Here is a 26153-nt window from a genome sequence, read left to right on the forward strand (position 1 = left end):
GCCAGGGGAACGGGGCATGGGACGATGGAAGCCGCACACCCGACCACACGAGGACACCAAGTGACCACGTTCGCCGCGACGACCTTCACGCCGCCGGAACGAATCCGGAATTTCAGCATCATCGCCCATATCGACCACGGCAAGTCGACACTGGCCGACCGCATGATGCAGCTGACAGGGGTGCTCGACGACCGTTCCTACCGGGACCAGTACCTGGACCGCATGGACCTCGAACGGGAGCGCGGGATCACGATCAAGGCGCAGAACGTGCGCCTTCCCTGGATCCACGAGGGAACTGAGCACGTACTGCACCTCATCGACACGCCGGGTCACGTGGACTTCACCTACGAGGTCTCGCGCGCGCTCAACGCCTGTGAGGGCGCGATCCTGCTGGTGGATGCCGCGCAGGGCATCGAGGCCCAGACGCTGGCCAACCTCTACCTGGCGCTGGAGCAGGACCTGGCGGTGATCCCGGTGCTGAACAAGATCGACCTACCCGCCGCGGAACCGGACAAGTACGCCGAGGAGCTGGGCCACATCATCGGTTGCGACCCGGAGGATGTACTGCGGGTGTCGGCGAAGTCCGGCGAAGGTGTGGCCGCGGTGCTCGACGAGGTGGTGCGGCAGGTACCCGCCCCGCAGGGCGATCCGGACTCGCCACCACGCGCGATGATCTTCGATTCGGTGTACGACACCTACCGGGGCGTGGTGACCTACATCCGGGTCAAGGACGGATCGATCACGCCGAGGCAGCGGATCAGGATGATGTCCACCGGCGCCACGCACGAACTGCTCGACGTCGGCATCATCTCGCCGGAACCGACCTCCTGCCGGGGGTTGGGGGTCGGTGAGGTCGGCTACCTGATCACCGGTGTGAAGGATGTCCGGCAGTCCAAGGTCGGAGACACCGTCACGCTGGAGAAGCACGGTGCCACCGAGCCGCTGCCGGGATACCGTGACCCGCAGCCGATGGTGTATTCGGGGCTGTACCCCATCGACGGTTCCGACTACTCGTTGCTGCGCGAGGCCCTGGAGAAGCTGCAGCTCAACGATGCCTCGTTGACCTTCGAACCGGAGACGTCGGTGGCGCTTGGCTTCGGTTTCCGGTGCGGCTTCCTCGGGCTGCTGCACCTGGAGATCACCCGCGCCAGGCTGGAGCGCGAGTACGGGCTGGACCTCATCTCCACCGCACCGAACGTGGTCTACGACGTCTACCTGACCGACGGCACCGAGACCCAGGTCACGAACCCGGCCGATTGGCCGACCGGCAAGATCGCCGAGGTGCACGAGCCGGTCAGCAAGGTCACCGTCATCGCGCCGTCCGAGTTCATCGGCGCGATCATGGAGTTGTGCCAGGGCAAGCGGGGCCAGCTGCTCGGTATGGACTACCTCTCCGCCGATCGGGTGGAGCTGCGTTACAAGCTGCCACTCGCCGAGATCATCTTCGATTTCTTCGACTCGCTCAAGTCTCGCACCAGAGGCTACGCCTCGCTCGACTACGAGGACGCAGGCCTGCAGGAATCCGATCTGGTCAAGGTCGACATCCTGATGCAGGGGGAGACTGTGGACGCCTTCTCCGCGATCGTGCACAAGGACTCGGCGTACTCTTACGGGGCCAAGATGACCGGGCGGCTGCGGGAGCTGATCCCCCGGCAGCAGTTCGAGGTGCCGATCCAGGCGGCCATCGGCTCGCGGATCATCGCGCGCGAGACGGTGCGGGCACTGCGTAAAGACGTGCTGGCCAAGTGCTACGGCGGTGACATTTCGCGCAAGCGCAAGCTGCTGGAGAAGCAGAAGGAAGGCAAGAAGCGCATGAAGACCGTTGGCCGGGTGGAAGTGCCGCAGGAGGCGTTCGTAGCCGCGCTGTCGGCCGACAGCTCCGGTGACAGCGGAAGCGACAAGTCCAAAGGCAAGAAATGATCAGCCGTCGCCCGTCCGGGGGGCGACGTCGACGGGTTCTATGCTCGGGCCATGTTCACCGAGCTACCGGTCCCCGTTGTCGTCGCCCCGATGGCGGGAGGCCCCACGACGCCCGAACTGGTCGCCGCCGCCGCGAACGCGGGCGCGTTCGGGTTCCTCGCAGGGGGCCTGCTCAGACCGGAGCAGCTGGTTGACCAGATCGGGCGGACTCGGCAGCTGACCGAACACCCCTTCGGGGTCAACCTCTTCGTGCCGCGGGCCAGGATGGCCGGTGACATGGCCGACTACCGGGAACGGATGCGGGTCGAGGGGATGCGTTACGGTGCCGCACCCGGAGCCGCGGTATGGGATGACGACAACTACCCGGCCAAGCTCGACGCCGTGATCGCCAACCGGGTGCCGGTGGTGTCGTTCACCTTCCAACTCCCCACGCGGACCGATGTCGTCCGGGTCCGCAAGGCTGGCAGCACCGTAGTGGTCACCGTGGCCACGCCGGAGGAGGCCAGGCAGGCGGCCGAGCTCGGCGCGGACGTGCTGTGCCTGCAAGGTTGCGATGCCGGTGGCCACCGGGGTGCACTGACGGACTCGGGGGATGGCGCCGCGGGTGGCGAGCTGTACGGCGTGCTCGCCGCGCTGCGCTCGATACGAGCCGAGGTCGACGTGCCGGTGATCGCGGCTGGCGGGCTGGCGCACGGTGCCGATGTCGCCGCAGTGCTCACCGCGGGTGCCGTCGCGGCGCAGATGGGGAGCGCTTTCCTGCGCGCGACGGAGGCAGGCACCACGGCACCGTATCGGCAAGCGCTCGCCGACGGTGGCAGGAACACCGCGCTCACCAGGGCGTTCACCGGGCGCCCCGCGAGGGGACTGGTCAACCGGTTCCTCAGGGAACACTCCGAGCACGCGCCGCTTGCTTACCCGCAGCTGCACCACATGACCAAGCCGATCCGCTCGGCCGCCGCCGCGGCAGGCGATGTGGAGGCCATGTCGCTGTGGGCCGGGCGCTGCTACCACCTCGCGGCCGACCGGCCAGCCGCGGAGATCATCGAGAACATCGTCAAGCAAGCGAGGGAAGCCATCAACGGCGCGCGCGACCGCTTCTGATCCGATCGCCCGGCGACCGGACCGTGGCGGCCCGCTCGCGCCCGCCCGCTGCCACTCAACCGGCGGCGGTGCCGGGAGGAGCGGTGCCGGTGGGGGTGGGCCGGGACGTTCGCGGTGATGCCTGCGCGGCGTCGTTGCGGCAGCTCGCCGCGAAGTAGCTGACGAGCTGGCTCACCTCGTCTGGTGCGTCCAGTTGGGGGCAGTGACCCCAGTCTGGCTTGATCAGCAACCTGCTGTGCGGCACCAGCGTGTGCAGCCTGCGTGCTCCCGCCGGGCTGACGAGCCGGTCCTTACCGCAGCCGACGGCGAGCAGCGGTGCCGTGATCCGCTCGGGGAGGTAGGCGTTGTCGATCTCGCTGACGAGCTGCCGCGCCTGTTCCAGCCGCTGCCGCGTGGCCGGGTAATCGGCCAGCTGAGCCAGGAACCGTTCGGTGTCGGCCCCGTCGGCCGCGCTGGCGTCAGCGTAGATCAGCCGGGGGATGACGGCGGAGGCTACCTTCCGCACCACCGGCCCCGGTACCGGCAGTGGCAGCGAGGCGTACAGCCGCAACGGCAGCGGGTTGCGCGCCACCCCGCGCACCAGCCAGCTGTCGGCGAAACCGGGACTGGCGATTGAGACCACCCCGGACACCTGCGCCGAGTCGTGGTGCGCGGCGCGCAGGCTCACGGTGCCGCCGAGGGAGTTGCCGACGAGCACCACGTTGCCGCGTACCGCCTGCTCCCGGATCACCGCCGCCAGGAACGCGTCATGCTGCGGCAGGATCTGGCCAGGGCGCAGCGCGTCGGCGGCGCCGAACCCGGGCAGGTCCACCGCGATCGCCGAGTGGCCCGCTGCGGCGAGCTTGCCGAGCACCAGCCGCCACGTGTCGGCGTTGTCGCAGTAGCCGTGCAGCAGCACGAAGCGCGGTCGTTTGCGCTGCTGCTGCCGGTGCTGCCGGTGGCGCTGCTGCGCGGCACCCGGCCGTGCTCGGCGCAGCAACCCGGCACGGGGCATCGCCGCCTCGGACTCGCCGGGGCCCACCTCGAGCACCCGCGTCCGCAGCCCGGCATACCGCTGATAGCCGATGCGGATCCTGCCGCCCGGCTGCCCGGTCTCCAGCCACTGCGATGTGGTCATACTCACAGACTACGCACAGCAGGCTCCGGTAACCCTGTGAGATATCGATCACAATGCCGTATCGAATCGTGCCGCATCGCTACGCCCCTGGTCACAGGACCAGCCGGGCGCGCTCGTTCACCGGGTGAACACGACCTTGCCCTGGGTCTCGCCGTCGAGCATGGTGCGGAAACCGCGGTCGGCCTCGGTCATCGGCAGCTCGGTGCCGATCTGCGGCCGGATACCGGACAGCCGGACGAACTCCAGCAGGTCGGCGAGCTCGTCGCGGGACCCCATGGTCGATCCGGCGATGCGGAGCTGGAGGAAGAACACCCGCTGCAGCTCGGCGACCGCGTCCGGGCCGCTGGTGGCACCGCAGACCACCACGATCCCGCCCGGCTTGAGCGATTTCAGCGAGTGCGACCAGGTGTCCTTGCCCACCGTCTCGAAAACCGCGTCGACCCGCTCGGGTAGCCGTGCCCCTGGCTCGAACGTGGCATGGGCCCCCAGTCCCGCAGCGAGTTCCCGCTTGGCCTCTGTGCGGCCGGTGACCCACACTCGCATGCCCGCAGCGCGGCCCAGCTGGACCAGCGCGGTGGCCACGCCGCCGGAAGCGCCCTGCACCAGCATCGTCTGCCCCGGCCGCAGGCCGGACTTGACGAACAGCATGCGGTAGGCGGTCAACCATGCCGTACCCATGGCCGCCCCCTCGACGAAAGAGAGCTCCGCGGGCTTGGGGACCGCGTTGCGCGCGGGCACGATGACCCGGTCGGCGAAGGTCCCCTGATGCTTCTCCGTCAGCAGGGTGCGCTTGGGGTCGAGGGTCTCGTCGCCGCGCCAGTCCGGATCACCGATAACCGAGTGCAGCACCACCTCGGTGCCGTCGTCGAGCACGCCCGCGCCGTCGCAACCGAGGATCATCGGGAATTGTTCCGACTTGATCCCGACGCCGCGCAGCGTCCAGATGTCGTGCATGTTCAGACTCGCCGCCCGCACCTGGACCGATACCCAGCCGGGTGGCGGGTCCTCGGCGGGGCGTTCACCGACGGTGAGCGAGGCCAGTGGGTCTTCGGGGTTCGGCTCGGAGGCGTATACCGCAAACATGGCCACAACGTACCCGGAGGGGCCGGGGGTAGGGGTAACGGTCGCGGCGGGGTAGCGGTGTGGCGTGTGACACGACGGCACTTCCGGCAGGCTCGCCATTACAGTGACACCCGTGACCGAGTCGATCGCCGAGTGGTGGAACGGCGTCGAGGTGTGGATCGCCCAGCTGTGGTTCCCGTGGCAGTTCGGGCTGATGCTCGCAGCGCTGCTACCGCTGGTGATCGCGGTGACTTGGCTGATCGATCGCGCCGCGGGCTGCGGGTATCGGCTGTGGCGACGCGCCGTGCGCGCTGCCACGGACGCCCGGCGCCATGGCCGTCGGGCGGGTCACCGATGACACATCGCAAGCGGGGTCGGCTCGCGCCGCGTGCCGCCGATCCCTACCATTTCCCTGTGCTCTCCCGACGGCGCATCACGATCGCATTGATCGCGTTGATCGTCCTCGTCCTCGGTGGTTGGCTCGCGACGGAGGTATTCGGCGACGATGGCGTACCGGACAGCTCGATGCCCGCGACCACGGCGACTGCCGCGTGGGTCGATCCCCGCGGCGGGGACATGTCGGGGGAGGTGGGGATGCCGCGTGTCCCCCAGTTCCAGGGAGCACGTTCGTGAACCCGTTGGCCGGGGCGTTCCGCTGTGCTACGTACCCGGCGCTCCCGCTCGATGAACGACCCGGCTTGCCGGGATCGCAATGTGCGGTGAAGTGATCGAGATTCGGTAGGGGTGTCCTGTGAACCATCCTGTGGTGAAGCACGCGCTGGCTTCGGACGGTGCGGCGGCCGCCGCCGCGGCACGGGCGCGAGGCGCCTATGCCCACGTGTTCGATGGCGTGGGTGTGCGGAACAGCGGCGCCGCGCTGGACGGCATTGCCACGACGCTGTCGCTGCCTGCGGGAACGCTGCGCGACCTGGACGCGCTACGTGACAGCTTGACCGATCTGTCCTGGCTGCCGGTCGGGGAGCATGTGTTGATCTGGCGCGCGGCGAGCGAGCTGGCCGCCGCCGACCCCAAGGCGTACCTTGCCATCAGGAGCGTGCTCTCCGACGCGCAGCGCGCGCTGGGCTCGGCGGGATGGCCGGGTAGGCCGCGCCTGGCCCGCACCTTCTCGGTGGAGATCACGGAGTAGGGCGGCACCGGGCACGGCACACCGGCCCGGACTCAGGAGCTCGCCGGGTCGCCGGAGCCCGGCACCCAGCGCGGTGCCCGCTTCTCGGCGAACGCGGTAATGCCCTCCTGGGCTTCCTCGCCCGCGAAGAACCGGGCGGAGAGCTCCAGCATTTCGTCGAACCGCTGCTCGAGGCCGTGGTGGCCGTCCAGCAGCCGCTTGGTCGCGGCCAGCGCGCCCGGACCGCCCTTGCTGAGCGCGGTGACGTAGCGGTCGACCTCCGCATCCAGGTCGGCACTGTCCACTGCGGAGTTGATCAAGCCGACCTCAGCAGCGCGGTCGGCGTCGAACGTCTCTCCTGTGAGGAAGAGCTCGCGCGCCTGCCTCGGCAGCAGCCTCGGCAGTACCGGAACCGAGATCACCGCGGGCACCAGCCCGAGTCGGACCTCGGTGAAGGCGAACGTCGCCTCCCTGGCGGCGACGGTGATGTCGGCCGCGGCGACGAGGCCGACCCCGCCCGCCCGTGCCGGGCCCGCGAGCTTGGCGACGACCGGCTTGTCGCTGGTGAGTATCTGGGTGAGGATTCGGGGGAACTCGTTGACGCCCTGCTCGGAGGCTTCGGAGCCGCGCGCTTCCTTGAGGTCCATGCCCGCGCAGAACACCGGACCGGTGTGGTCGAGCAGGATGACCCGCGCCTCGGGGTCGTCCAGTGCCCGGTTCAGCCCGTCGGTGAGCTCGCGACGCAACTGGGCGGAAAGCGCGTTGCGGTTGTGGGGCGAGTCCAGGATGATCGTCGCGACGCCGCGGTCGAGCGCGTAGTGCACAAGTTCGTCAGCCATCCACCCACTCTATGCGGCGCTGCTGGCTGCGGAGATCGACAGGTCTCCCAGCGGGGAGCCTGCCGCCTCTCGGTACCGCTCGACGACCAGCTCGGCGACCCGCGGGTGGGCGCCGATCGGGGCTGCGGTGGTGGCGTGCGGGGCCGCCTCGGCCACGCGGTCGAGCAGCAACCCCGGCGCGAGGAACCACGGGGCGATAGCGACCCTGCCGATCCCCAGCGCGTCCAGCCGGGCGAGCGCCGCGACGACGCCGGGCCGGGTGGTGGCGAACGCGTGCGTCACCGCCGCGAAGTCGCCCCGGTGGTGCCAACGGGACGCCAGGCGCGCGACCAGGTCGTTCGCGGCCGGCTGGGCCGAGCCGACCCCGGTCAGCACGACACCGAGATCGCGCTCACCCGCAGGCAGACCTGCCTGCGCCAGCCGGTCCATGGCGGCGTCTTCGAGCGCCGGGTCCGGCCCGAGAACCTCGGCCACCGATACCCGCAACATCGGCAACCGCGCGGTGGCCTCCGCGACGAGCTGCGGCAGGTCCACCCGGGCGTGGTAGGCGCTACCCAGCAGCAGCGGCACGACCACCACCTCTCGGTGGCCTGCCGCGTGTAGCTCGCCGAGTACCTCGTCCACCGGCGGTGCGGACAGGTCGAGGAATGCCACGCGAACCTCGGTTCCTTGGAGACGGTCGGCCACCGCCCGCCCCAGCTCGCGTACCGTCGCCGCGGAGCGGGGATCCCGGCTGCCGTGCGCCACGGCGACCAGCGGCGGCACGCTCACCGTGTGGCTCCCTCGCCGGCTTTCCTACCGCCGGGTGCGCGGTGCTCGCCGTTTCCGTCGCCGAGCACGCCGAGACCGGTACCGGCCATGCCCGCGGCCAGCGTATCGCCGTCCTTGGGGTCGATGATCAGGAACGCCCCGGTGCGTGGCGAGGTGGTGTAGTCGTCAATCGGGAGCGGCTCGGAGGTGCGCAGCGCGATCTGCCCGATGTCGTTCAGCTCCAGTTGATCCGGCTCGGCCACGGCACGTAACTGCTGCTCGTCCAACCGCGAGGTGAGCGATTCCACCATGGCCTGGACGGTCTTCGCGCCGTGCTTGACCAGCAGCCGTGCCCCCGGGCGCAGCGGGTTCGAGGACAGCCAGCACACCGTCGCGTTGAGCTCGTCGGTCGCCTCGGCTGGCGCGGCGGCCCCGGCGATCAGATCCCCTCTGGCGATGTCGAGGTCATCGGCGAGTACCACCGTCACCGACGCTCCCGACCCCGCCTCGCTCAGCGGGCCGTCCGGCGTGTCGATCCGGCTGACCGTGCTGCGCAGACCCGCGGGCAGTACCACGACCTCATCACCCGGGCGGATCGTCCCCGAGGCGATCTGCCCCGCGTAGCCGCGGTAGTCGGGGTACTCGGCGGTGCGTGGCCGGATCACGTACTGCACGGGAAGGCGAAACGGCGCGTCGTGCGGGTCGGGCGCGACCGGGACGGTCTCCAGGTGCTCCAGCAGCGATGGGCCGGTGTACCACGGGGTGTTCGCCGACCGGGTGACCACGTTGTCGCCCTGCAGCGCCGAGATCGGCACCGCGAGCACCTCGCCGAGCGGGTAGCCGAGCGAGGTCGCGTGGTCGGTGAACTCCTTGGCGATGACCTCGAAAGTGCTCTCGTCGTAGTCGACGAGGTCGATCTTGTTCACGGCGAGTACCAGCCTGGGCACACCGAGCAGCGCGAGTACCGCCGCGTGCCTGCGGGTCTGCTCGAGAACCCCGTTGCGTGCGTCCACGAGCAGTACCGCCAGCTGCGCGGTGGACGCGCCGGTGACGGTGTTGCGGGTGTACTGCACGTGCCCCGGGGTATCGGCCAGCACGAAGGACCGTTTCGGGGTGGCGAAGTAACGGTAGGCCACGTCGATGGTGATGCCCTGCTCCCGCTCCGAGCGCAGGCCGTCCACCAGCAGCGACAGATCCGGGGTGTCCAGCCCGCGATCCACGCTGGCGCGGGTGACCGCGTCGAGCTGGTCGGCAAGCACCGACTTGGTGTCGTAGAGCAACCTGCCGACCAGGGTGGACTTACCGTCGTCGACGCTGCCCGCCGTGGCAAGCCTCAACAGTGAACTCATCGTCAGAAGTACCCCTCACGCTTGCGGTCTTCCATGGCTGCCTCGGACAGCCGGTCGTCGGCCCTGGTCGCACCCCGCTCGGTCAGCCTGCTGGCCTGTACCTCGGCCATCACTTCCTCGAGCGTGCTCGCGGTGGACTCGACAGCACCGGTGCAGGACCCGTCGCCGACGGTGCGGTAGCGCACCGTCTTGGTGACCACGTCCTCACCGTCGCGCGGTCCGCCCCACGGCCCCTCGGTGAGCCACATGCCGTCCCTGCGGAACACCTCGCGCTGGTGTGCGAAGTAGATGGACGGCAGTTCCACCTTCTCCCGCGCGATGTAGTTCCAGACGTCGAACTCGGTCCAGTTGGACAGCGGGAACACCCGGATGTGCTCGCCGGGACGGTGCCTGCCGTTGTACAGGTTCCACAGTTCGGGGCGCTGGCGCCGTGGCTCCCACTGGCCAAAGGCGTTGCGCAGGCTGAAGATTCGCTCCTTGGCGCGGGAACGTTCCTCGTCCCTGCGACCCCCACCGAACACCGCGTCGAAGCCGTGCTCGTTGATGGTGTCCAGCAGCGGCACCGTCTGCAGCGGATTGCGGGTGCCGTCCGGCCGCTCGGCCACCCGGCCGTCGTCGATCCAGTCCTGCACGCGCGCGACGACGAGCCGTAGCCCGTACCTGGCGACGATGCTGTCGCGGAACTCGAGCACTTCCTCGAAGTTGTGCCCGGTGTCCACGTGCAACAGCGGGAACGGCACCGGTGCGGGCCAGAACGCTTTGATCGCCAGGTGCAGCAGCACGGTGGAGTCCTTGCCGCCGGAGAACAGGATCACCGGGCGGTCGAACTCGCCTGCGACCTCACGGAAGATGTGGATCGCCTCGGACTCCAGCGCGGCGAGGTTGTCGGTGGCCGCGTCCTGCCCCGTGCCGGTCACGACCGGGTCAGCGGTGTGGTCAACGGTCATTGCTTCCTTCCCTCAGGCGTGCAGGCCACATTCGGTCTTGGCAGAACCCGCCCAGCGGCCGCTCCGGGGGTCGTCGCCTGGAGCGACCTTCGCGGTGCACGGCTGGCAGCCGATCGACGGGTAGCCCGCCGAGACCAGCGGGTTCTCCAGGATTCCGTGCTCGGTGATGTAGGCGCGGAACTCCTCGTCGGACCACGCCGCGATCGGGTTGATCTTCACGAGCCCGTTGCGGTCGTCCCACTGCACGATCGGGGTGTGGGCACGGGTCGGCGCTTCGACCCGCCGTACCCCGGTCACCCAGGCGTCGTAGCGCGCAAGGGTGCGCTGCAGCGGCACGACCTTGCGGAGGTGGCAGCACTTGTCCGGCTGGGTCTGGTACAACAGGCCGTGCTCGGCCTCCTGCTCAGCTACCGACTGTTCGGCGGTGGCATTGACGACGCGGATCTCGGGGTAGATGGTCGCGACAGCGTCACGGGTGCCGATGGTCTCGGCGAAGTGGTAGCCCGTTTCCAGGAACAGCACATCCACATCGGGCTTGATTTTGGCCGCGAGGTCTATGAGCACGGCGTCCTGCATGTTGGAAGCCACGATCAACCGGTCACCGAACCGGTCGACGGCCCAGCGCAGCGCTTGCTCGGCGGTGGCCTCGGCGAGCTCGACCGAGGCGTGCTCGGCCAGTGTCTTCAGTTCGTCGACCCGTGCGCCGTGCGGGCTGCCTGCCGCCGTGCCTGCCGGGGGGTATGCCGATGTCATGATGCTTACCTCTCTGCCTGGCTCTGCTCGGACCGGGCTCCTGGGGAGCCAGGGGGACCCGGTGGTAAGGACAGCCCGACGAACGACACCGTGAACACCCGGCGGCAGTCGGCGCACAGCCACGCCCCTGCCACCTCGGCGCCGCTCCCGTCGTCCTCGGCGGGACGCAGGTCCTCCTCGCCGCAGTACGGGCAGTGGAACGGTGTCGCTCGTCCGGTCATGACAGATCGTCGTCGTTCGCGCGTTGCACCCACTGCGGGAACCGCTCGCCGTCCTCGCGTTGCTCCACGAAGCGGCGCACCACCCGCTCCACGTAGTCGCCCAGCTCCGCGCTGGTGACCTTGTGGCCACGGATCTTGCGGCCGAACCCGGCGTCGAGGCCAAGGCCGCCCCCGAGGTGGACCTGGAAACCCTCCACCTGGTCGCCGTTGTCGTCGGTGACGATCTGCCCCTTCAGGCCGATGTCGGCGGTCTGGATCCGGGCGCACGAGTTCGGGCAGCCGTTCAGGTGGACGGCGATCGGCGTGGTGATCCCGTCGGTGATGTCGGCCAGCCGCTTCTCGAGGTCGTCAACCAGCTGCTTGGCGCGCTCCTTGGTCTCGACGATGGCGAGCTTGCAGTACTCGAGCCCGGTACAGGCCATCACGCCGCGACGCCAAGGGCTCGGAGTGGTTTCCAGCCCCAGCTCGGCGAGCTCGGCCTGCAGACCCGGCACCTCGGACTCGGCGACGTCGAGCACCACGAGCTTCTGCTGCGGTGTCAGCCGCACCCGTGCGGATCCGGCGCGCTCGGCGGCCTTGGCCACGTCCGACAGCATGGTGCCCGAGACCCGGCCGGCGACCGGTGCCGCACCCACGTAGTAGTTGCCGTCCTTCTGCCGGTGCACCCCGACGTGGTCCCTCGGCACCTCGGGAACCTCGACAGCGGGGCCGTCGATCAGGCTGCGTCCCAGGTACTCGGTCTCGAGGACCTCCCGGAACTTCTCCGCGCCCCAGTCCTTGACGAGGAACTTGATCCGTGCCCGGTGGCGCAGCCGCCGGTAGCCGTAGTCACGGAACAGCGTGGTGACCGCCCCCCAGACCTCGGGCACCTCGTCGAGTGGTACCCACGCGCCGAGCCGCTGGCCGATCATCGGGTTGGTGGACAGCCCACCACCGACCCACAGGTCCATGCCGGGGCCGTGCTCGGGATGGTTCACGCCGACGAAGGCGATGTCGTGGACCTCGTGAGCCACGTCGGGCAGCCCCGAGATCGCCGTCTTGTACTTGCGGGGCAGGTTCGCCAGCGACGGGTCGCCGAGGTAGCGCTCCTTGATCTCTTCGATAGCGGGAGTCGGGTCGAGCACCTCGTCCGCGGCGATCCCCGCCACGGGCGAGTTGAGGATCACCCGCGGGGCGTCGCCGCAGGCGGTCATCGTGGTCATCCCGGCAGCCTCGAGCCGCGACCAGATGGTCGGCATGTCCTCGATCCGGATCCAGTGGTACTGGATGTTCTGCCGGTCGGTGATGTCGGCGGTGTCCCTGGCGTAGGTCTGTGACAGCTCGCCGAGCAGCGCCAGCTGCTCGGTGCTCAGCGCGCCGCCGTCGATGCGCACGCGCAGCATGAAGTATCGGTCATCGAGCTCTTCCGGCTCCAGCGTGGCGGTCCGGCCGCCGTCGATGCCCGGCTTGCGCTGGGTGTACAGCCCGTACCATCGGAAACGTCCGCGCAGGTCACCGGGATCGATCGAATCGAAGCCCCGGTGAGCGTAGATGTTCTCGATGCGGGCGCGCACATTGAGGGGGTGGTCGTCCTTCTTCGAACGTTCGTTCGGGTTGAGCGGTTCCCGGTACCCGAGCGCCCACTGGCCCTCACCCCGGCGTTGTTTGCCTCGCTTCGGGGCGGATGGAGATGTCACGTCGTCCTCCGGTCTCACAACGATCTCGTGCACGCGATACAGGGGGTATCCGCCACACCCGGGGGATGGATCGAGCGGTGCCCGGCAGGTTCGGCAGGGCCGGCGGATCCGGCACTGCCAGGGGCAGGCTCAGCCCGGTGAGCTGCGTGAACCGCGCCCGGGGTGGTGGAGTACCCGAGAGACTTCAGGCCGCTGCCTGGCACAGGGCGCTGGACACGCGCCGGTAGTCGACGTGGCGACGGACCACGAGGACAACACCGGGAGAAGTCATGTACGTCAGGATGCCACCGGCCCAGCATGCGGTCTAGCTGTGCCCAGATGGTGGGAGAAGTGTCACCCGCCGAGGTGCGGCGGGCACCCGGCGGTGTGTCGCGGCGGCCGCGCCATCCCGGCTGTCCCCGCTGCCCGGCGGTGGCCGCGGCCGGGGACACTGGAGGTGTGTCGGGTTCCTCGTCAGCTGCTTCCGCAGCACGTACTGTCGCCCCGTGGCCGGGCCTGTCGGCCGGCTCGCTCGCGGGACGGGCGCGCGCCCCCTTCGGCGTGTACGTGCACGTGCCGTTCTGCGCCACCCGCTGCGGGTACTGCGACTTCAACACCTACACACCCGGCGAGCTCGGCGGCCGATCCGGGCCACGGGAATGGTTGGCGGCGCTGTGTAGCGAGCTCGACCTCGCGGCGGCCACGCTCGGCGACCCGCCGCCCGCGGCGACGGTGTTCGTCGGTGGTGGCACCCCGTCACTGCTCGGTGCCTCTGGGCTGGCCGCGGTGCTGGACGCGATACGGGGATCCTTCGGCCTGGCCGTCGGCGCCGAGGTCACCACCGAGGCGAACCCGGAGTCGACCTCGGAGGATTTCTTCGCCGGTATCCGTGACGCCGGTTACACCAGAGTGTCGCTCGGCATGCAGTCCGCCGCGCCGCACGTGCTGCGCGTGCTGGATCGGGAGCACACCCCCGGCCGTGCGATCGAGGCGGTGCGCGAGGCACACCGGGCGGGCTTCGCGCACGTCAACCTGGACCTGATCTACGGCACTCCCGGTGAGCGACCGGCCGACCTGCGGGACTCGCTGGACGTGGTGCTGCGTGCCGGGGTGGATCACGTCTCCGCCTACGCGCTGACCGTCGAGGACGGCACCGCGATGGCCAGGCGGGTGCGGCGTGGCGAGCTGGCCACTGTCGACGACGACGTGCTGGCAGCCGACTACGAACTGATCGACGACACGCTGAGCGCGGCGGGACTGACCTGGTACGAGGTGTCGAACTGGGCGGCCTCTCCCGAGGCCCGCTGCGCGCACAACCTCGGCTACTGGCACGACCGGGACTGGTGGGCAGCCGGCCCGGGTGCGCACGGTCACGTCGACGGGGTGCGGTGGTGGAACGTCAAGCATCCCGCCCGGTACGTCGAGATGCTCGCCGCGGGCGCGTTGCCCGCCGACGACGGCGAGCTGCTCACCGACGAGGATCGGCGGACGGAGCGGGTGATGCTCCGGTTGCGTACCGCAGCGGGGCTGCCGCTGGAGCTGCTCGACGGCGACGGCCTCGGCGCCGCGCACCAGGCCGCCGGTGATGGGCTGCTCGACGAGGAGGCGTTGCGCGGGGGCGCCGCGGTGCTCACCCGTCGCGGCAGGTTGCTGGCCGACGGCGTGGTCCGTCGTCTGCTGGGTTGACGGCCGCCGCGGCGATCGGGGGCCCGGTGATCATCCTGTGCACGCGGGAACATCTCCAGCGGTGGTGGGTGAACCCGTAAACTGGGTGTCGGCGGCCCGCGACGGGTGCCTGCCCGCACGGGGCGGGCGCGAGCACCGCGGCGACGGCGGGTCGGTGCACGACCAGGGCGAATACCAGGTGTGTCCGGAGATCGGTGGAGGTGAGGCCGTGGCGGGCTCGGATGACCGACGGTTCGAGGTACTGCGCGCCATCGTCGCCGACTACGTATCCAACCACGAGCCTGTCGGGTCGAAGGCGATCGTCGAGCGGCACAACCTGGAGGTCTCCAGCGCCACAGTGCGCAACGACATGGCCGCACTGGAGGACGAGGGATACATCACACAGCCGCACACCAGTGCGGGCCGGATCCCCACTGACAAGGGGTACCGCGCCTTCGTCGATCGCCTCGCCGAGATCAAGCCGCTCAGTGCGGCGGAGCGCCGCGCCATCGAGACCGTGCTGGAAGGCGCGGTGGATCACGAGGACGTGCTGCGGCGCTCGGTACGCCTGCTCGCGCAGCTGACGCGCCAGGTCGCGATCGTGCAGTACCCGATGATCACCAACTCGACGGTGCGGCACGTCGAGATGGTCCCGCTCACCCCTGCTCGGATCATGCTGGTGTTGATCACCGGGGCAGGCCAGGTGGATCAGCACACCGTCGAGCTTGGCGACGTGGTCGCTGAGAACGACGTGGTGCGGATGCGCGAGATGGTGAACTCGGCGATCGCTGGGGCGCGGATGACCGAGGCCGCGAGCGCGGCCGCCGACCTGCCCGAACAGGCCCCTGGCGAGCTACGTGACCCGCTGACCCGTATCAGCACCGCCCTGGTGGAATCGCTGGTCGAGCACCCCGAGGACAGGCTGGTGCTCGGCGGAACGGCCAATCTCACACGCAACGCCGCGGACTTCCCCGACTCGCTGCGGCAGGTGCTGGAGGCGCTAGAAGAGCAGGTCGTGGTGCTGAAGCTGCTCGCCGCGGCCCGCGGACCCGGTGCCGTGACCGTGCGGATCGGGGAGGAGAATGAGGACGAGCAGATGCGCAGCACGTCGGTGGTGTCGATCGGGTACGGCACGGAGGACACCCTCTTCGGCGGGATGGGGGTGGTCGGGCCGACGCGGATGGACTACCCGAACACCATCGCCGCGGTTCGTGCTGTCGCCAACTACGTCGGGCAGATCCTGGCCGGGCGATAAGCCAGGAGGCCGGTTGTGACACAGTGCCCGGTGGCGCCGCGGCAGCCATGCAGACGTCGTCGAGGAGGACAGCAAGACGGTGGCCAAGGACTACTACGCGACGCTCGGTGTCTCGAAGAACGCCAGCGATCAGGAGATCAAGCGGGCCTACCGTAAGCTCGCCCGCGAGCTGCACCCGGACGTGAACAAGTCCGAGGACGCGCAGCAGCGCTTCAGCGAGGTCACCACGGCCTACGAGGTGCTGTCCGACCCGCAGAAGCGCAAGATCGTCGATCTCGGCGGCGACCCGATGGACAACGGTGCCGCGGCGGGCGGCGGGATGCGCGACCCGTTCGCCGGTTTCGGCGGCCTCGGCGACATCATGGATGCTTTCTTCGGCGGCACCGGGGCGGCGGGCCCCGGAAGGGGGCCGAGGAGCAGGGTGCAGCCCGGCTCCGACGCGCTCATCAGGGTGCAGCTGAGCCTCGAGGAGTGCGCCACCGGCGTGTCCCGGGACATCACCGTGGACACCGCCGTGCTGTGCGACCAGTGTCGCGGTGCGGGCTCTCAGTCGGAGACCGCCACGACGACCTGTGACACCTGTGCCGGGCGCGGGGAGATCCAGTCGGTGCAGCGCTCGTTCCTCGGCCAGGTGGTCACCGCGCGGCCGTGCCCGGCGTGCCACGGCCTCGGCGAGGTCATCAAGGACCCCTGCCGCCAGTGCCAGGGTGACGGCAGGGTGCGCTCGCGCCGGACCATCACGGCCAAGATCCCGGCCGGTGTCGGCGACGGCATGCGGATCAGGCTCTCCGGGCAGGGCGAGGTCGGTCCCGGCGGCGGGCCTGCGGGTGACCTGTACGTCGAAGTGGACGAGCAGCCGCACGACGTGTTCCTGCGCCAGGGTCACGAGCTGCACTGCCATGTGCGGATCCCGATGACCACGGCAGCGCTCGGCGCGACCATCCCGCTGGAGACGCTCATCGACGGTGAGACGGAGCTGGAGATCGAGCCGGGAACGCAGCCGGACACCGAGATCGTGCTCAGTGGGATGGGCATGCCGAAGCTCCGTTCCTCCGGCCGGGTCGAAGGCAGGGGCGACCTGCACGTACACGTGGATGTGGTGGTCCCGGACAAGATGGACGACGAGCAGCGCAGACTGCTGCGCGAGCTCGCAGAGCTGCGCGGCGAGGACGCGAGTTCGGTGACGACCAACGGCAGCAAGCAGTCCGGTGTGGGCGGGTTGTTCTCCAAGCTCCGAGCGAAGAGCCACCGGTGATCCTGCGGTCGACGCCACGGCACCGCTCGGCGAGTTGAGGACGCGATGACCGGGGACGAGGGCGGGCGTGCGCTGCCGGTGTTCCTCGTCGAGGAGCTCGAGGGCGCGGCCGAGCAGGGCACGCCAGAGGAGCTGCATCTCACCGGGGAAGAGGCCCGGCACGCGGCGACGGTGCTGCGGATGCGTCATGGCGAGCGGCTGGTTCTCACCGACGGGCACGGCCGAGCCGCGCGGGGCGAGGTTCGCCGGGTGGTTCCGGGACGCGCACCGGAACTCGTGGTGGACGTCGACGATCGATGGGAGGAACCGCCTCCCGCGCTGCGGGTGACGGTGGCTCAGGCCCTTGTGAAGGGCGACCGGGCGGAGCTCGCGGTCGAGCTGGCCACCGAGGCGGGTGCCGACGCGCTGGTGCCGTGGCAGGCGGAGCGCTGCGTGGCTCGCTGGCAGGGCTCCGGTCGCGCTGCCAAGGGTGTGGCCCGCTGGCGCGCCGCGGCACGCGCCGCGGGAAAGCAGGCGCGGCGTCTCCGCCTGCCGGACATCGGCGAGCCTCGCACCACGCCGGAGGTCGCCGAGCTGGCTCGGCAGGCCGATGCGGCCCTGGTCCTCGACGCGCGTGGCGCCACCGCCCTGCAGGAGGCGACGCTGCCGTCCCGAGGCGAGCTGCTGCTGATCGTGGGGCCGGAAGGCGGCATCACCGAACCGGAGCTGGACACCCTCACCGGTGCTGGCGCTCGGCCGGTCCGGTTGGGGCCCTCGGTGTTGCGCGCTTCCAGTGCCGCCGCGGTGGCACTCGGTGCGCTCGGCGCGCTCACGGACCGGTGGCCGTAGCGTTACGGCCGTTGCGGCTTGCGCCGGTCGACGACGGTGTCGTCGCCGTCGATGGCCTCGACCACCGCCACGTCCGCCGTGAAGCGCAGCGCGGACCTGATCCGCTCGCGGGCGGTGGCGGCGACCTGCTCGCCGCCGCGGTCGTCGGTGGGGACGATCTCGCAGCGCAGCTCGTCGCGGTGCGCGACGCGGTCCACGACGAAGCGGTAGGCGGCCACCCCGGCCACCCCGCCCATCACCGACTCGACCTGCCTCGGGTGTAGGAACATCCCCCTGACCTTGACCGCGGCGCCGACCCGGCCGAGGACCCCCGCCAGTCGCGGGCGGTCCGCGCCGTACAGCCAGGCGGACAGGTCGCCGGTACCGAACCGGACGAGCGGGTACTCCGGGCGAGGCAGGCTGATCACCACCTGGCCCTCGCCGCTGGCGATCGGCTGTCCGGTGTCCAGGTCACAGACCTGCACGACGACACCGTCCGGGACCTCCAGACCCTGCCCCGGCTCGGTCTCGTAGCCGAGCAGCCCCGTCTCGGCGGTGCCGTACGCGGCCCGTACGACAGGGATATGGGTGGTGAGCTGCTCGCGTAACGCATCGGGCAGAGGTTCGGCGGTCACCAGCGCTTTCGACAGCCGCCACCGGTCGGTGTGGTACCCCGCGGCTGCGTACCGATCGAGGAGCGAGGCGAGGTAGCTGGGCAGGCCGGTGTAGGCGGTCACCCCCAGGTCGTGGATTGCCTGGACCTGGAGGTCGAGGTTGCCGGTGCCCGCGGGCACGACCGTGCACCCGAGGGCCCGCGCGGCTTCGTCGAACATCGCGCCCGCGGGGGAGAGGTGATACCCGAAACAGTTGAGCACGATGTCGTCGCTGCCGAAGCCTGCGGCGCGCAGCGCTTCCTGCCAGCGCCACGGATCGGCACCGGCCAATTGGGGTTCGTATAGCGGACCGGGAGAGGAGAACAGCCGCACCACCGGCGCGTCCGGCGCGACGAGCCCGCCGAACGGGGGGTCGGTGTGTTGCTGCTCGAGGAGCTCGTCCTTGGTCAGCACGGGGATCCGTGCCAGGTCGTCCACCCCGGTGATCGCGTCGGCGCGCACGTCCGCGGCACGTAGCCGGGATGCGAACGCCGGGATGCGTTCGGCGGCTTGCCGGACGGCAGTGCTGATGAGTTCATCCGATACAGGCACGGTTCCCCTCTCAGAGCCAGCGTTTGCGGCGTTTGTAGTGCTTGACCTCGCGGTAGTTCTTGCGACCTCCTTCATCGGCCAGCCCCAGGTAGAATTCCTTGACGTCGGGGTTCTCGCGGAGTTCGGCCGCCGTACCGTCGAGCACGATGCGTCCCTGCTCCATCACGTAGCCGCGGTGGGCGATCTCCAGTGCGCGGTTGGCGTTCTGCTCGACGATCAGCACGGTGGTGCCCAGCTCGGCGTTGAGCCGGGCGACGTAGCCGAAGATCTCTTGGACCAGCAGGGGAGCGAGGCCGAGCGAAGGCTCGTCCAGCATCAGCAGGGTCGGTTCGGCCATCATCGCGCGGCCGATGGCGAGCATCTGCTGTTCACCGCCGGAGAGATACCCAGCGGTGCGGCTGCGCAGGTCATGCAGCCGGGGGAAGTAGGTGAAGACGATGTCGAGGTCGGACTCCGAGACGCGCCCTCGGGTGTAGGCACCGGCGACGAGGTTCTCCCGCACCGTGAGGTGCTCGAACACGCGCCTGCCTTCCATGCATTGCGACATGCCGCGGCGCACCCGGTCGGCGGCGTCCAGCGTGGTGATGTCCTCGCCCGCGAAGGTGATCGCCCCGTCGGTGATCTCGCCGTGTTCGGTGGGCAGCAGGCCCGAGATCGCCTTGAGCGTGGTGGACTTGCCCGCCCCGTTGGATCCGAGCATGGCCACCACCTCCCCTCGGGGAACCTCGAGGGACATGCCGCGCAGCACCAGGATCACCTCGTCGTAGATGACCTCAAGGTTATTGATCGCCAGCAACACCTCGCCCGGGTCGCCGGAGGTGCGGCCGGGTAGCGTGCCCGGCTGCCCGCCGGAGGTGGTGCCGGAACCGGGTGCGGGGTTCATGGCGTGACTCCCCGCGCCAGCTCGACCATCTCGCCGTCACTGACCTCGTAGATGCCGGTACCGGTCATGCCGCGGTGGCTCTCGTCGTCGAAAGAGATCGGCTGGGTGACGTCGCCGGTGTCGACCGCGTCCATGGACCGCAGCGCATCGCGCAGCGCACTGCCGGTGAGTTCCTCACCCGACTCGATGGTGTGCCGGATGCCCTCGGCCATCACGTGCATGGTGTACCAGCCCTGCACGTAGTGCAGCCCCTTGTTCTCCAGGGAGTCGCCCCGCGACTCGAGGAACTCCGCGGGAGCTTCATGACCGGGCAGCGGCTCGGTCGGCGGGGCGAAGGGCTGCACCATCACGTGTCCCTCGGCCGCGTCCCCGGCCAGTTCGATGAACTGCTCGTCGGCGCACCAGTTCAGGCACACCACGGTGAGATCGAGGCCCTGCTCGGCGATGTTGTTCGCCAGCATCGCCGCCGGGCTGGAGACGTTCTGCACCACGATGTACTCGGCTCCAGCTGATGCCGCGCGGTTGAGCTGCGAGACGTAGTCGGTTGCCCCGTCCGGCATGGCGTAACTCGCGTAGTCCAGGTCGAGGTCGTTGCCTTCGATGTGCTCCTCGCCGTCGCCCACTGGGGCGGTACCGAACGGGCTGTCGTGATGGAACACCGCCACAGCGCTGTCCCCGCCTGCGTCCTCGGCGATCCAGTCGAGGGCGACGCGCATCTGATCCGAGTAGGTCGCAGCGACCACGAAGTTGTAGGGAGCCTCGTCCGGGTCGACGAGCTCCTCGGAGTACGAGGCGGACATGAACGGCAGCTCGTCCTGCGCGATCCGCTGCCGCAACGCTTCGGTGTCGCCGGTGCCCCATCCCTGCACGGCCACGACGCCCTCGTTGACGTACTGCGAGTACAGCTGCTCGGCGCGGGCGACGTCGTAGGCGTAGTCGTTGAGGTTGAGGTCGAGCTCTCGGCCCTCGATACCGCCCTGCTCGTTGAGCCAGTCGGCGTAGCCGCGGATGCCTTCGCTGTAGGGCGTGCCGACGTCGGCTGTGGCGCCGGACAGGTCGGAGATGACCCCGATGCCGATGGGGCCGTCCCCGTCGTCGCCCTCGGCCCCCGGGCCGCCACAAGCTGCCAGGGTCAGCGCGGCAACACCGGCGATGGTCAGTGGTGCGGCAGTACGTCTGTGCATGATGTCCTCCTCGGCGCGGCGGATGGGTTGGGCGGCCGCCCCGTCAGTACCGGAACGGCCAGAAGCGGACGTAGTCCTTGATGCGTTGCCAGATGCGGGCCAGCCCCCGGGGTTCGAAGATCAGGAACAGCACGATCACCAGGCCGAACACCACGACCTGCACGGCGGGCAGCTTCTCGGCGATGCCCGGCAGCGTGCCCTGCAGGTCCTGACCGACCCTGGTGATCAGCGCGGGCAGGGTGATCATGAAGATGGCGCCGTAAACGGTGCCCGAGATCGAACCGAGACCACCGACGATGATGATCGCGAGGTACAGGATGGATTCCTCTAGCGTGAACCGTTCCCACGCGACGATGCCCGTGTAGTGCGCGGTGAGTGCCCCGGCCAGTCCCACGAACCCGGAGGAGACCGCGAACGCGAGCACCTTAGTGCGGGTGACGTCGACGCCCATCGCCGAGGCCGCGATGTCCTGGTCCCGCACCGCCATGAACGATCGGCCGAGGCCGGTGCGGAACAGGTTGCGCGCGGCGAGCACCGCCAGCACCGCCAGCGGCAGGATCACCCAGTACCAGTGGAAGTCCTGCCGGAACGCGAAGCCGAAGTACTCCATGTTCGGTACGACGATGGCTTCCCGTCCGCCGGTGACGGCTTCCCAGTTGCGCACGACGAACAGGATGATCTCCTGCGAGGCGAGCGTGGCGATCGCGAGGTAGAGCCCTTTCAGGCGCAGCGCGGGGATGCCGAAGAACGCCCCGATGACCGCGGTGGTCAGCGTGGCGAGCAGCACCGAGAGGGGGACCGGCAGGTCCCCTCGGATGTGCAGGATGGCCGAGGAGTAGGCGCCAACCGCGAGGAACCCACCCTGGCCGAGGCTGATCTGGCCGGTGAAGCCGACCAGGATGTTCAACCCGATGGCGCCGATCACGGCGATGCCGATCTGGTTGGCGATGGTCAGCCAGTACGGGCTGACCACGAACGGTACCGACAGCAGGGCCAGCGCCACGAGGATCAGCCGGACCTTCTCGGCTGTGGTGTGCCGGAGCGCGAGCTCGCTGGCGTAGCTGCGGTGGAAGATCCCGGTCGAGGTCGCTGCCATGTCAGACCCTCTCGATGCGCGTCTGGCCGAACAGCCCGTAGGGCCGGACCATCAGGATGAGAATCAGCACGATGAACGGGATGATCTGCTCCAGACCACCGCCGATGTAGCCCGCGGTGTATTGCACGAGCAGGCCGATGATCACCCCGCCCACGATCGTTCCTGGGACGGAGTCGAGCCCGCCGAGGATGACCACGGGGAACACGATCAGGCCGAAGCCAGCCAGACCAGCCGAGACCCCGGACAGGTCGGCGAGCAGGATGCCGCCGATGACGGCGGTGACCGCCGCGAGCGCCCAGGCCATGGCGAACACCTTGCGCACGCTGATGCCCATGGTCAGCGCGGCCTGCTGGTCGTCGGCTACCGCGCGCATCGCGATGCCGTGCCGCGTGCGGGTGAAGAAGATCGAGAACGCGATGAGCACGACCGCAGCCACGACGATCGCGGTCACCCGGCTCCACGGGATGGTGGCATCGGCGATCGACAGCGCCCCGGTGGGCAGGAACTGTGGCGTCTCGCGTGGCGATGTTCCGAAGAACACCTGCACGCCGCCCGCGAGGATCGACGACAGCCCGATGGTCACCATGATCACCGAGATGGCTTCCTCGCCGATCATCGGCCGCAGCACGAAGCGTTCCACGATCAGCCCGATCACTGCGGCGAACGCGATGGCGACCAGGATCGCCAGCGTCCAGTGCAACCCGAGGATGACGATGGCCGCATAGAAGGCGTAGGCGCCGACGAGCAGGAAGTGTCCCTGCGCGAAGTTGATCACTCGCGTGGCCTTGTAGATGAGCACGAATCCCAGCGCGGCCAGTGCCAGGATCGCCCCGTTGGACAGCCCGAACAGGGTCATCTGGAGGAAGTCGCTCATCGGAGATCACCCCATGCGGCGGTCGTGCCCGCGACATCCTCGCCGGTGAACTCCGACATCGAGTAGACGCGCAGGGGCGTCTCGCGCTCCGCGACCGTGCCGTCCTGGTAGGTGATGGTGTTGACCACGGTGACTTCCGTGTCGCCGCGCTCCAGCGCGGCGATGATCTCGGCGTAGCGTTCGCCGATGACGCCGCGCCGCACCTTGCGGGTGCGGGTGATCTCGTCGTCGTCCGGGTCGAGCTGCTTGTGCAGCAGCACGAACCGCCGGATGCGCGTGCTCTCCGGGAGGTCCTCGTTCGCGCGGGCGACTGCCGAGGCGATCAGCTCGTAGACCGCGGGCTTGCCCGCGAGGTCGGTGTAGGTGGTGTAGGACAGGTGCTGCTGTTCTGCCCAGGCTCCGGTGGTGGCCGGATCGATGGTGATCATCGCGGTCACGTCTGCCCCTGACTCGCCGCCGAACATGACGGCTTCCTCGACGAACTGGCTGAACTTCACCTTGTTCTCCACGAAGGCAGTGGAGAACAGCTGGCCATCGGCGGTGCGGCGCACGTCCTTGGCGCGGTCGATCACCACGAGGTGACCGTCGTCGAGGTATCCGGCGTCGCCGGTGTGCAGCCAGCCATGGCCGTCGACGGTCTCGGAGGTGGCTTCCGGGTTGCGGTGGTAACCCCGAAAGACCGACGCCGAGCGCAGCAGGATTTCGCCGTCCTCGGCGATCCGCAGCTCGGTGCCGGGCAGCGGGGTACCGACGGTGTGGAATCGCACGTCGGTGTCGGTGTGGGTCACCGCGATGCCGCAGATCTCGGTTTGGCCATAGATCTGCTTGAGGTTGACCCCGATGGCGTGGAAGAAGCGGAACACGTCCGGGCCGAGCGGGGCGCCCCCGGTGTAGCCGCGTTTGAGCCGGGTCAGACCGAGGTGGTCGCGGACCGGGCGCAGCGCGACCGCGTCCGCGAGGCGATGGGTCAGTCGTAGCCACAGTCCGGGGCGTGCGCCGCGCACCCGATGTTCGGCGTAGCGGTCACCGACGCGGTATCCCCAGGCGAACACGGAACGCTTCAGCCGGTCGGATTCGCCGATGCGGACCTGCACGTCGGACAGCATCGATTCCCAGATCCGCGGGGGGCTGAACATCACGTCCGGCCCGATCTCCCGCAGGTTCGCCCGCTGCGTGCTGGAGTCTTCGGGAAAGCTGATCGTGAAGCCTTCCGACAGCCCGCAGGCGACCGCGATCATCTGCTCGCCGATCCAGGCGAACGGCAGGAAGCTGACGTAACGGTCGCGCGGTGTCAGCGGGTCGACCTGCTGGAGGTGCTCGGACATCGCCAGCAGATTCCGGTGCGACAACTCGGCGAGTTTCGGCCGGGAGGTGGTCCCTGATGTGGTGCAGATGACGGCGATGTCGGCCGCCGAACCCGTGGTGACCCGCTCGTCGAGCCATCCAGGGTGCCGTGCGCCCCATGCCCGCCCGGACTCCTCGATCTCGGTAAAGGCCCGCAAGTACGGCTGCCGGTACTGCTCCAGCCCGTGCGGGTCGTAGTACACCACGGTGTGCACGTTGCTGACGTCATCCTTCAACCGGATGATTTTGTCGACCTGCTCCTGATCCTCTGCGATGACGACGCGCACCCGCGCGTCGGAGAGGATGTGCACGATCTCCTCGCCGATGCTGGTCGGGTAGATGCCGACCACCGCCGCCCCGATCGACTGGGTCGCGAGCTCGGCGATCAGCCACTCCGGACGGTTGTCACCGATGACGGCGACCACCTCGCCTCGCTCGACACCGAGCTCGGCGAGTCCGTGGGCGAAATCGGCCACCCGCTCGGCATACTCGGACCAGGTGATGGGCTGCCAGATCCCGTACAGCTTCTCCTGCATGGCCACGCTGTCCGGCCGCTCGCCAGCCAGCGCGCGCAGCAGCCGCGGGAAGGTGTCGGCCGTGGTGCCGTCACTCGCCGCTGCCGGGGCGGGTTGCCGGTCGGTGCGCGCGGTCATCGCCCCACCTCCTCGCCGAGGTAGGCCTTCGCCACGTCCGGGTCGCGGCTGACCTCAGCAGGTTCGCCGTCGGCGATGAGCTTGCCGAAGTCCAGTACGCTGACCCGGTCGGAGATGTCCATGACCACGTTCATGTCGTGTTCGATGAGCACCACGGTCACCCCGGCGAGCTCGTTCGCGTCCAGCACGAAGCGGGCGGTGTCCTCCTTCTCCTCGGCGTTCATGCCCGCCATGGGCTCGTCGAGCAGCAGCAGCGCGGGCTGCATGCACAGCGCCCTGCCGAGCTCGACGCGCTTCTGGAAGCCGTAGGCGAGCGCGCCGACCGGTTTGTGCCGTACGGCCTGGATCTGCAGCAGGTCGATGACTTCCTCGACGAGCTCGCGGTGTGCGGTCTCCTGCCTGCGGGCCGGCCCGAACCACGCGAGGGAGGGCAGCAGGCGGTGGCGCATGTGGATGTGCCTGCCGAGCATCAGGTTCTCCAGCACCGTCAGGTGCCGGAACAGTTCGATGTTCTGGAAGGAGCGCGCTACGCCGAGCCTGGCGATCCGGTGCGGTTTGCCGCGAGTGAGTCGGTGCGCACCACCGCCTGCCGTATGGAGCACGATCGAGCCCTCTCGCGGGCGGTACAACCCGCTGATGCAGTTCAGCAAGCTGGACTTGCCCGCACCGTTCGGCCCGATCACGGCGTGCACGTGGCCCTGGTTGACCGTCAGGCTCACGTCGTCGAGTGCGGTGACGCCACCGAACCGGAGTCCGAGCCCGGAGATCTCGAGCAGGGGACGGCCGGGTACGAGACGGCTGCTGTTGAGCGGGTACCGATACGACCGCGTGATCACCTTGGGCCACCTCCGAGCGTCGCGTGCGGTCGACTGTAGACTTTCAGTATGTGAAAGGCAATAGCGAATTACGGAACGCTGCTCCGGTGAATGTGAGCGAACGTCGAGGAGATGGTGGTTGACCTGGACCGATGCGCGTTCCCTGGGTGAGTTCGTTACAGTATGTGGAACTAGATATCTGATGGTGAAGCCATGCTCCGTGTAACGTGGTCGGGTGTCACGCCGTGGCGCTGGGGCCGGTGAGGTGAAGGTGAGT

General features: G+C 69.2%; 25 protein-coding genes. 9 read left to right on the top strand and 16 right to left on the bottom strand.

Annotated features, from left to right (window positions below; genetic code table 11):
* Window positions 1-24 precede the first annotated feature (24 nt).
* Entirely contained in the window at window positions 25-1920 is a 1896-nt protein-coding gene (lepA, locus tag F8178_RS06200; protein WP_317493695.1) for a translation elongation factor 4, read from the top strand.
* A gap of 51 nt (window positions 1921-1971) precedes the next feature.
* Window positions 1972-3021, top strand: coding sequence for a nitronate monooxygenase (locus F8178_RS06205; RefSeq protein ID WP_317493696.1), 1050 nt, complete (start codon window positions 1972-1974; stop codon window positions 3019-3021).
* A gap of 55 nt (window positions 3022-3076) precedes the next feature.
* Here F8178_RS06205 and F8178_RS06210 read toward each other — a convergent pair whose 3' ends face one another.
* A complete protein-coding gene (locus tag F8178_RS06210; protein ID WP_317493697.1) occupies window positions 3077-4138 on the bottom strand; it encodes an alpha/beta hydrolase in 1062 nt (353 codons plus the stop codon).
* Window positions 4139-4255: 117 nt separating this feature from the next.
* Window positions 4256-5221 carry a zinc-binding dehydrogenase gene (locus F8178_RS06215; RefSeq protein ID WP_317493698.1) on the bottom strand — a complete coding sequence of 322 codons (966 nt, stop codon included), beginning with the start codon at window positions 5219-5221 and terminating at the stop codon, window positions 4256-4258.
* 112 nt (window positions 5222-5333) lie between these two features.
* On the opposite strand from F8178_RS06215, the gene F8178_RS06220 reads away from it, so the two are divergent.
* The 3 genes from F8178_RS06220 to F8178_RS06230 all read left to right on the top strand — a co-directional run bounded on the left by F8178_RS06220 (window position 5334) and on the right by F8178_RS06230 (window position 6347).
* Window positions 5334-5558 carry a hypothetical protein gene (locus F8178_RS06220; protein ID WP_317493699.1) on the top strand — a complete coding sequence of 75 codons (225 nt, stop codon included), beginning with the start codon at window positions 5334-5336 and terminating at the stop codon, window positions 5556-5558.
* 56 nt (window positions 5559-5614) lie between these two features.
* Window positions 5615-5833 carry a hypothetical protein gene (locus F8178_RS06225; protein ID WP_317493700.1) on the top strand — a complete coding sequence of 73 codons (219 nt, stop codon included), beginning with the start codon at window positions 5615-5617 and terminating at the stop codon, window positions 5831-5833.
* A gap of 118 nt (window positions 5834-5951) precedes the next feature.
* Window positions 5952-6347, top strand: coding sequence for a barstar family protein (locus tag F8178_RS06230; RefSeq protein ID WP_317493701.1), 396 nt, complete (start codon window positions 5952-5954; stop codon window positions 6345-6347).
* Window positions 6348-6379: 32 nt separating this feature from the next.
* Here the strand turns inward: F8178_RS06230 and F8178_RS06235 are convergent, their stop codons facing one another.
* The 7 genes from F8178_RS06235 to F8178_RS06265 are packed head-to-tail and all read right to left on the bottom strand — an operon-like array spanning window position 6380 to window position 12861.
* Complete coding sequence (locus F8178_RS06235; protein WP_317493702.1) at window positions 6380-7165, bottom strand: enoyl-CoA hydratase-related protein; 786 nt, start codon at window positions 7163-7165, stop codon at window positions 6380-6382.
* Between the two features lie 9 nt (window positions 7166-7174).
* Entirely contained in the window at window positions 7175-7936 is a 762-nt protein-coding gene (locus F8178_RS06240; protein ID WP_317493703.1) for a sirohydrochlorin chelatase, read from the bottom strand.
* On the bottom strand, window positions 7933-9264 hold the full coding sequence (locus F8178_RS06245; protein WP_317493704.1) for a GTP-binding protein: 1332 nt from the start codon (window positions 9262-9264) through the stop codon (window positions 7933-7935). The genes F8178_RS06240 and F8178_RS06245 overlap by 4 nt, the downstream gene beginning before the upstream one ends.
* 2 nt (window positions 9265-9266) lie before the next feature.
* The gene (gene cysD / locus F8178_RS06250; protein WP_317493705.1) at window positions 9267-10211 is read right to left on the bottom strand and encodes a sulfate adenylyltransferase subunit CysD; all 945 of its coding nucleotides are present in this window, start codon (window positions 10209-10211) and stop codon (window positions 9267-9269) included.
* Window positions 10212-10223: 12 nt separating this feature from the next.
* Entirely contained in the window at window positions 10224-10964 is a 741-nt protein-coding gene (locus tag F8178_RS06255) for a phosphoadenylyl-sulfate reductase (RefSeq protein WP_317493706.1), read from the bottom strand.
* A gap of 5 nt (window positions 10965-10969) precedes the next feature.
* The gene (locus tag F8178_RS06260) at window positions 10970-11185 is read right to left on the bottom strand and encodes an Insertion element protein (protein WP_317493707.1); all 216 of its coding nucleotides are present in this window, start codon (window positions 11183-11185) and stop codon (window positions 10970-10972) included.
* Window positions 11182-12861, bottom strand: a complete 1680-nt coding sequence (locus F8178_RS06265; RefSeq protein WP_317493708.1) for a nitrite/sulfite reductase — start codon at window positions 12859-12861, stop codon at window positions 11182-11184. The genes F8178_RS06260 and F8178_RS06265 overlap by 4 nt, the downstream gene beginning before the upstream one ends.
* Before the next feature lie 495 nt (window positions 12862-13356).
* Here F8178_RS06265 and hemW point away from each other — a divergent pair, with 495 nt between their 5' ends.
* From hemW to F8178_RS06285, 4 genes are all read left to right on the top strand, one after another.
* On the top strand, window positions 13357-14526 hold the full coding sequence (gene hemW, locus F8178_RS06270; protein WP_317493901.1) for a radical SAM family heme chaperone HemW: 1170 nt from the start codon (window positions 13357-13359) through the stop codon (window positions 14524-14526).
* A 208-nt stretch (window positions 14527-14734) separates the two neighbouring features.
* Window positions 14735-15760: a heat-inducible transcriptional repressor HrcA gene (gene hrcA / locus F8178_RS06275; protein ID WP_317493902.1), complete on the top strand. Its 1026-nt coding sequence runs from the start codon at window positions 14735-14737 to the stop codon at window positions 15758-15760.
* Between the two features lie 79 nt (window positions 15761-15839).
* On the top strand, window positions 15840-17015 hold the full coding sequence (gene dnaJ, locus F8178_RS06280; RefSeq protein ID WP_317493709.1) for a molecular chaperone DnaJ: 1176 nt from the start codon (window positions 15840-15842) through the stop codon (window positions 17013-17015).
* A 45-nt stretch (window positions 17016-17060) separates the two neighbouring features.
* On the top strand, window positions 17061-17843 hold the full coding sequence (locus F8178_RS06285; RefSeq protein ID WP_317493710.1) for a 16S rRNA (uracil(1498)-N(3))-methyltransferase: 783 nt from the start codon (window positions 17061-17063) through the stop codon (window positions 17841-17843).
* A gap of 2 nt (window positions 17844-17845) precedes the next feature.
* Here the strand turns inward: F8178_RS06285 and F8178_RS06290 are convergent, their stop codons facing one another.
* The 7 genes from F8178_RS06290 to F8178_RS06320 form a co-directional block, all read right to left on the bottom strand.
* A complete protein-coding gene (locus F8178_RS06290) occupies window positions 17846-19027 on the bottom strand; it encodes an AMP-binding protein (protein ID WP_317493711.1) in 1182 nt (393 codons plus the stop codon).
* Between the two features lie 10 nt (window positions 19028-19037).
* On the bottom strand, window positions 19038-19826 hold the full coding sequence (locus F8178_RS06295) for an ABC transporter ATP-binding protein (protein ID WP_317493903.1): 789 nt from the start codon (window positions 19824-19826) through the stop codon (window positions 19038-19040).
* Window positions 19827-19906: 80 nt separating this feature from the next.
* Window positions 19907-21094, bottom strand: coding sequence for an ABC transporter substrate-binding protein (locus F8178_RS06300; RefSeq protein WP_317493712.1), 1188 nt, complete (start codon window positions 21092-21094; stop codon window positions 19907-19909).
* 43 nt (window positions 21095-21137) lie between these two features.
* Window positions 21138-22190 carry a branched-chain amino acid ABC transporter permease gene (locus tag F8178_RS06305; protein ID WP_317493713.1) on the bottom strand — a complete coding sequence of 351 codons (1053 nt, stop codon included), beginning with the start codon at window positions 22188-22190 and terminating at the stop codon, window positions 21138-21140.
* Window position 22191: 1 nt separating this feature from the next.
* Complete coding sequence (locus F8178_RS06310) at window positions 22192-23064, bottom strand: branched-chain amino acid ABC transporter permease (RefSeq protein ID WP_317493714.1); 873 nt, start codon at window positions 23062-23064, stop codon at window positions 22192-22194.
* Complete coding sequence (locus tag F8178_RS06315; RefSeq protein WP_317493715.1) at window positions 23061-25061, bottom strand: AMP-binding protein; 2001 nt, start codon at window positions 25059-25061, stop codon at window positions 23061-23063. The genes F8178_RS06310 and F8178_RS06315 overlap by 4 nt, the downstream gene beginning before the upstream one ends.
* The gene (locus F8178_RS06320; protein ID WP_317493716.1) at window positions 25058-25897 is read right to left on the bottom strand and encodes an ABC transporter ATP-binding protein; all 840 of its coding nucleotides are present in this window, start codon (window positions 25895-25897) and stop codon (window positions 25058-25060) included. Before F8178_RS06320 ends, F8178_RS06315 begins: the two co-directional genes overlap by 4 nt.
* Between the last annotated feature and the right edge of the window lie 256 nt (window positions 25898-26153).

The organism is Haloechinothrix sp. LS1_15 (assembly GCF_033042135.1).
Classification (GTDB): Bacteria; Actinomycetota; Actinomycetes; order Mycobacteriales; family Pseudonocardiaceae; genus Haloechinothrix.

What these genes read in the sequence shown, in the direction of transcription:
- F8178_RS06285 (WP_317493710.1), top strand. Translation starts at nt 17,061, where the DNA reads ATGACCGGGGACGAGGGCGGGCGTGCGCTGCCGGTGTTCCTCGTCGAG.
- F8178_RS06210 (WP_317493697.1), bottom strand. Translation starts at nt 4,138, where the DNA reads ATGACCACATCGCAGTGGCTGGAGACCGGGCAGCCGGGCGGCAGGATC.
- F8178_RS06310 (WP_317493714.1), bottom strand. Translation starts at nt 23,064, where the DNA reads ATGAGCGACTTCCTCCAGATGACCCTGTTCGGGCTGTCCAACGGGGCG.
- F8178_RS06245 (WP_317493704.1), bottom strand. Translation starts at nt 9,264, where the DNA reads ATGAGTTCACTGTTGAGGCTTGCCACGGCGGGCAGCGTCGACGACGGT.
- cysD (WP_317493705.1), bottom strand. Translation starts at nt 10,211, where the DNA reads ATGACCGTTGACCACACCGCTGACCCGGTCGTGACCGGCACGGGGCAG.
- F8178_RS06305 (WP_317493713.1), bottom strand. Translation starts at nt 22,190, where the DNA reads ATGGCAGCGACCTCGACCGGGATCTTCCACCGCAGCTACGCCAGCGAG.
- F8178_RS06300 (WP_317493712.1), bottom strand. Translation starts at nt 21,094, where the DNA reads ATGCACAGACGTACTGCCGCACCACTGACCATCGCCGGTGTTGCCGCG.
- F8178_RS06260 (WP_317493707.1), bottom strand. Translation starts at nt 11,185, where the DNA reads ATGACCGGACGAGCGACACCGTTCCACTGCCCGTACTGCGGCGAGGAG.
- F8178_RS06235 (WP_317493702.1), bottom strand. Translation starts at nt 7,165, where the DNA reads ATGGCTGACGAACTTGTGCACTACGCGCTCGACCGCGGCGTCGCGACG.
- F8178_RS06215 (WP_317493698.1), bottom strand. Translation starts at nt 5,221, where the DNA reads ATGTTTGCGGTATACGCCTCCGAGCCGAACCCCGAAGACCCACTGGCC.
- F8178_RS06255 (WP_317493706.1), bottom strand. Translation starts at nt 10,964, where the DNA reads ATGACATCGGCATACCCCCCGGCAGGCACGGCGGCAGGCAGCCCGCAC.
- F8178_RS06205 (WP_317493696.1), top strand. Translation starts at nt 1,972, where the DNA reads ATGTTCACCGAGCTACCGGTCCCCGTTGTCGTCGCCCCGATGGCGGGA.
- lepA (WP_317493695.1), top strand. Translation starts at nt 25, where the DNA reads ATGGAAGCCGCACACCCGACCACACGAGGACACCAAGTGACCACGTTC.
- F8178_RS06315 (WP_317493715.1), bottom strand. Translation starts at nt 25,061, where the DNA reads ATGACCGCGCGCACCGACCGGCAACCCGCCCCGGCAGCGGCGAGTGAC.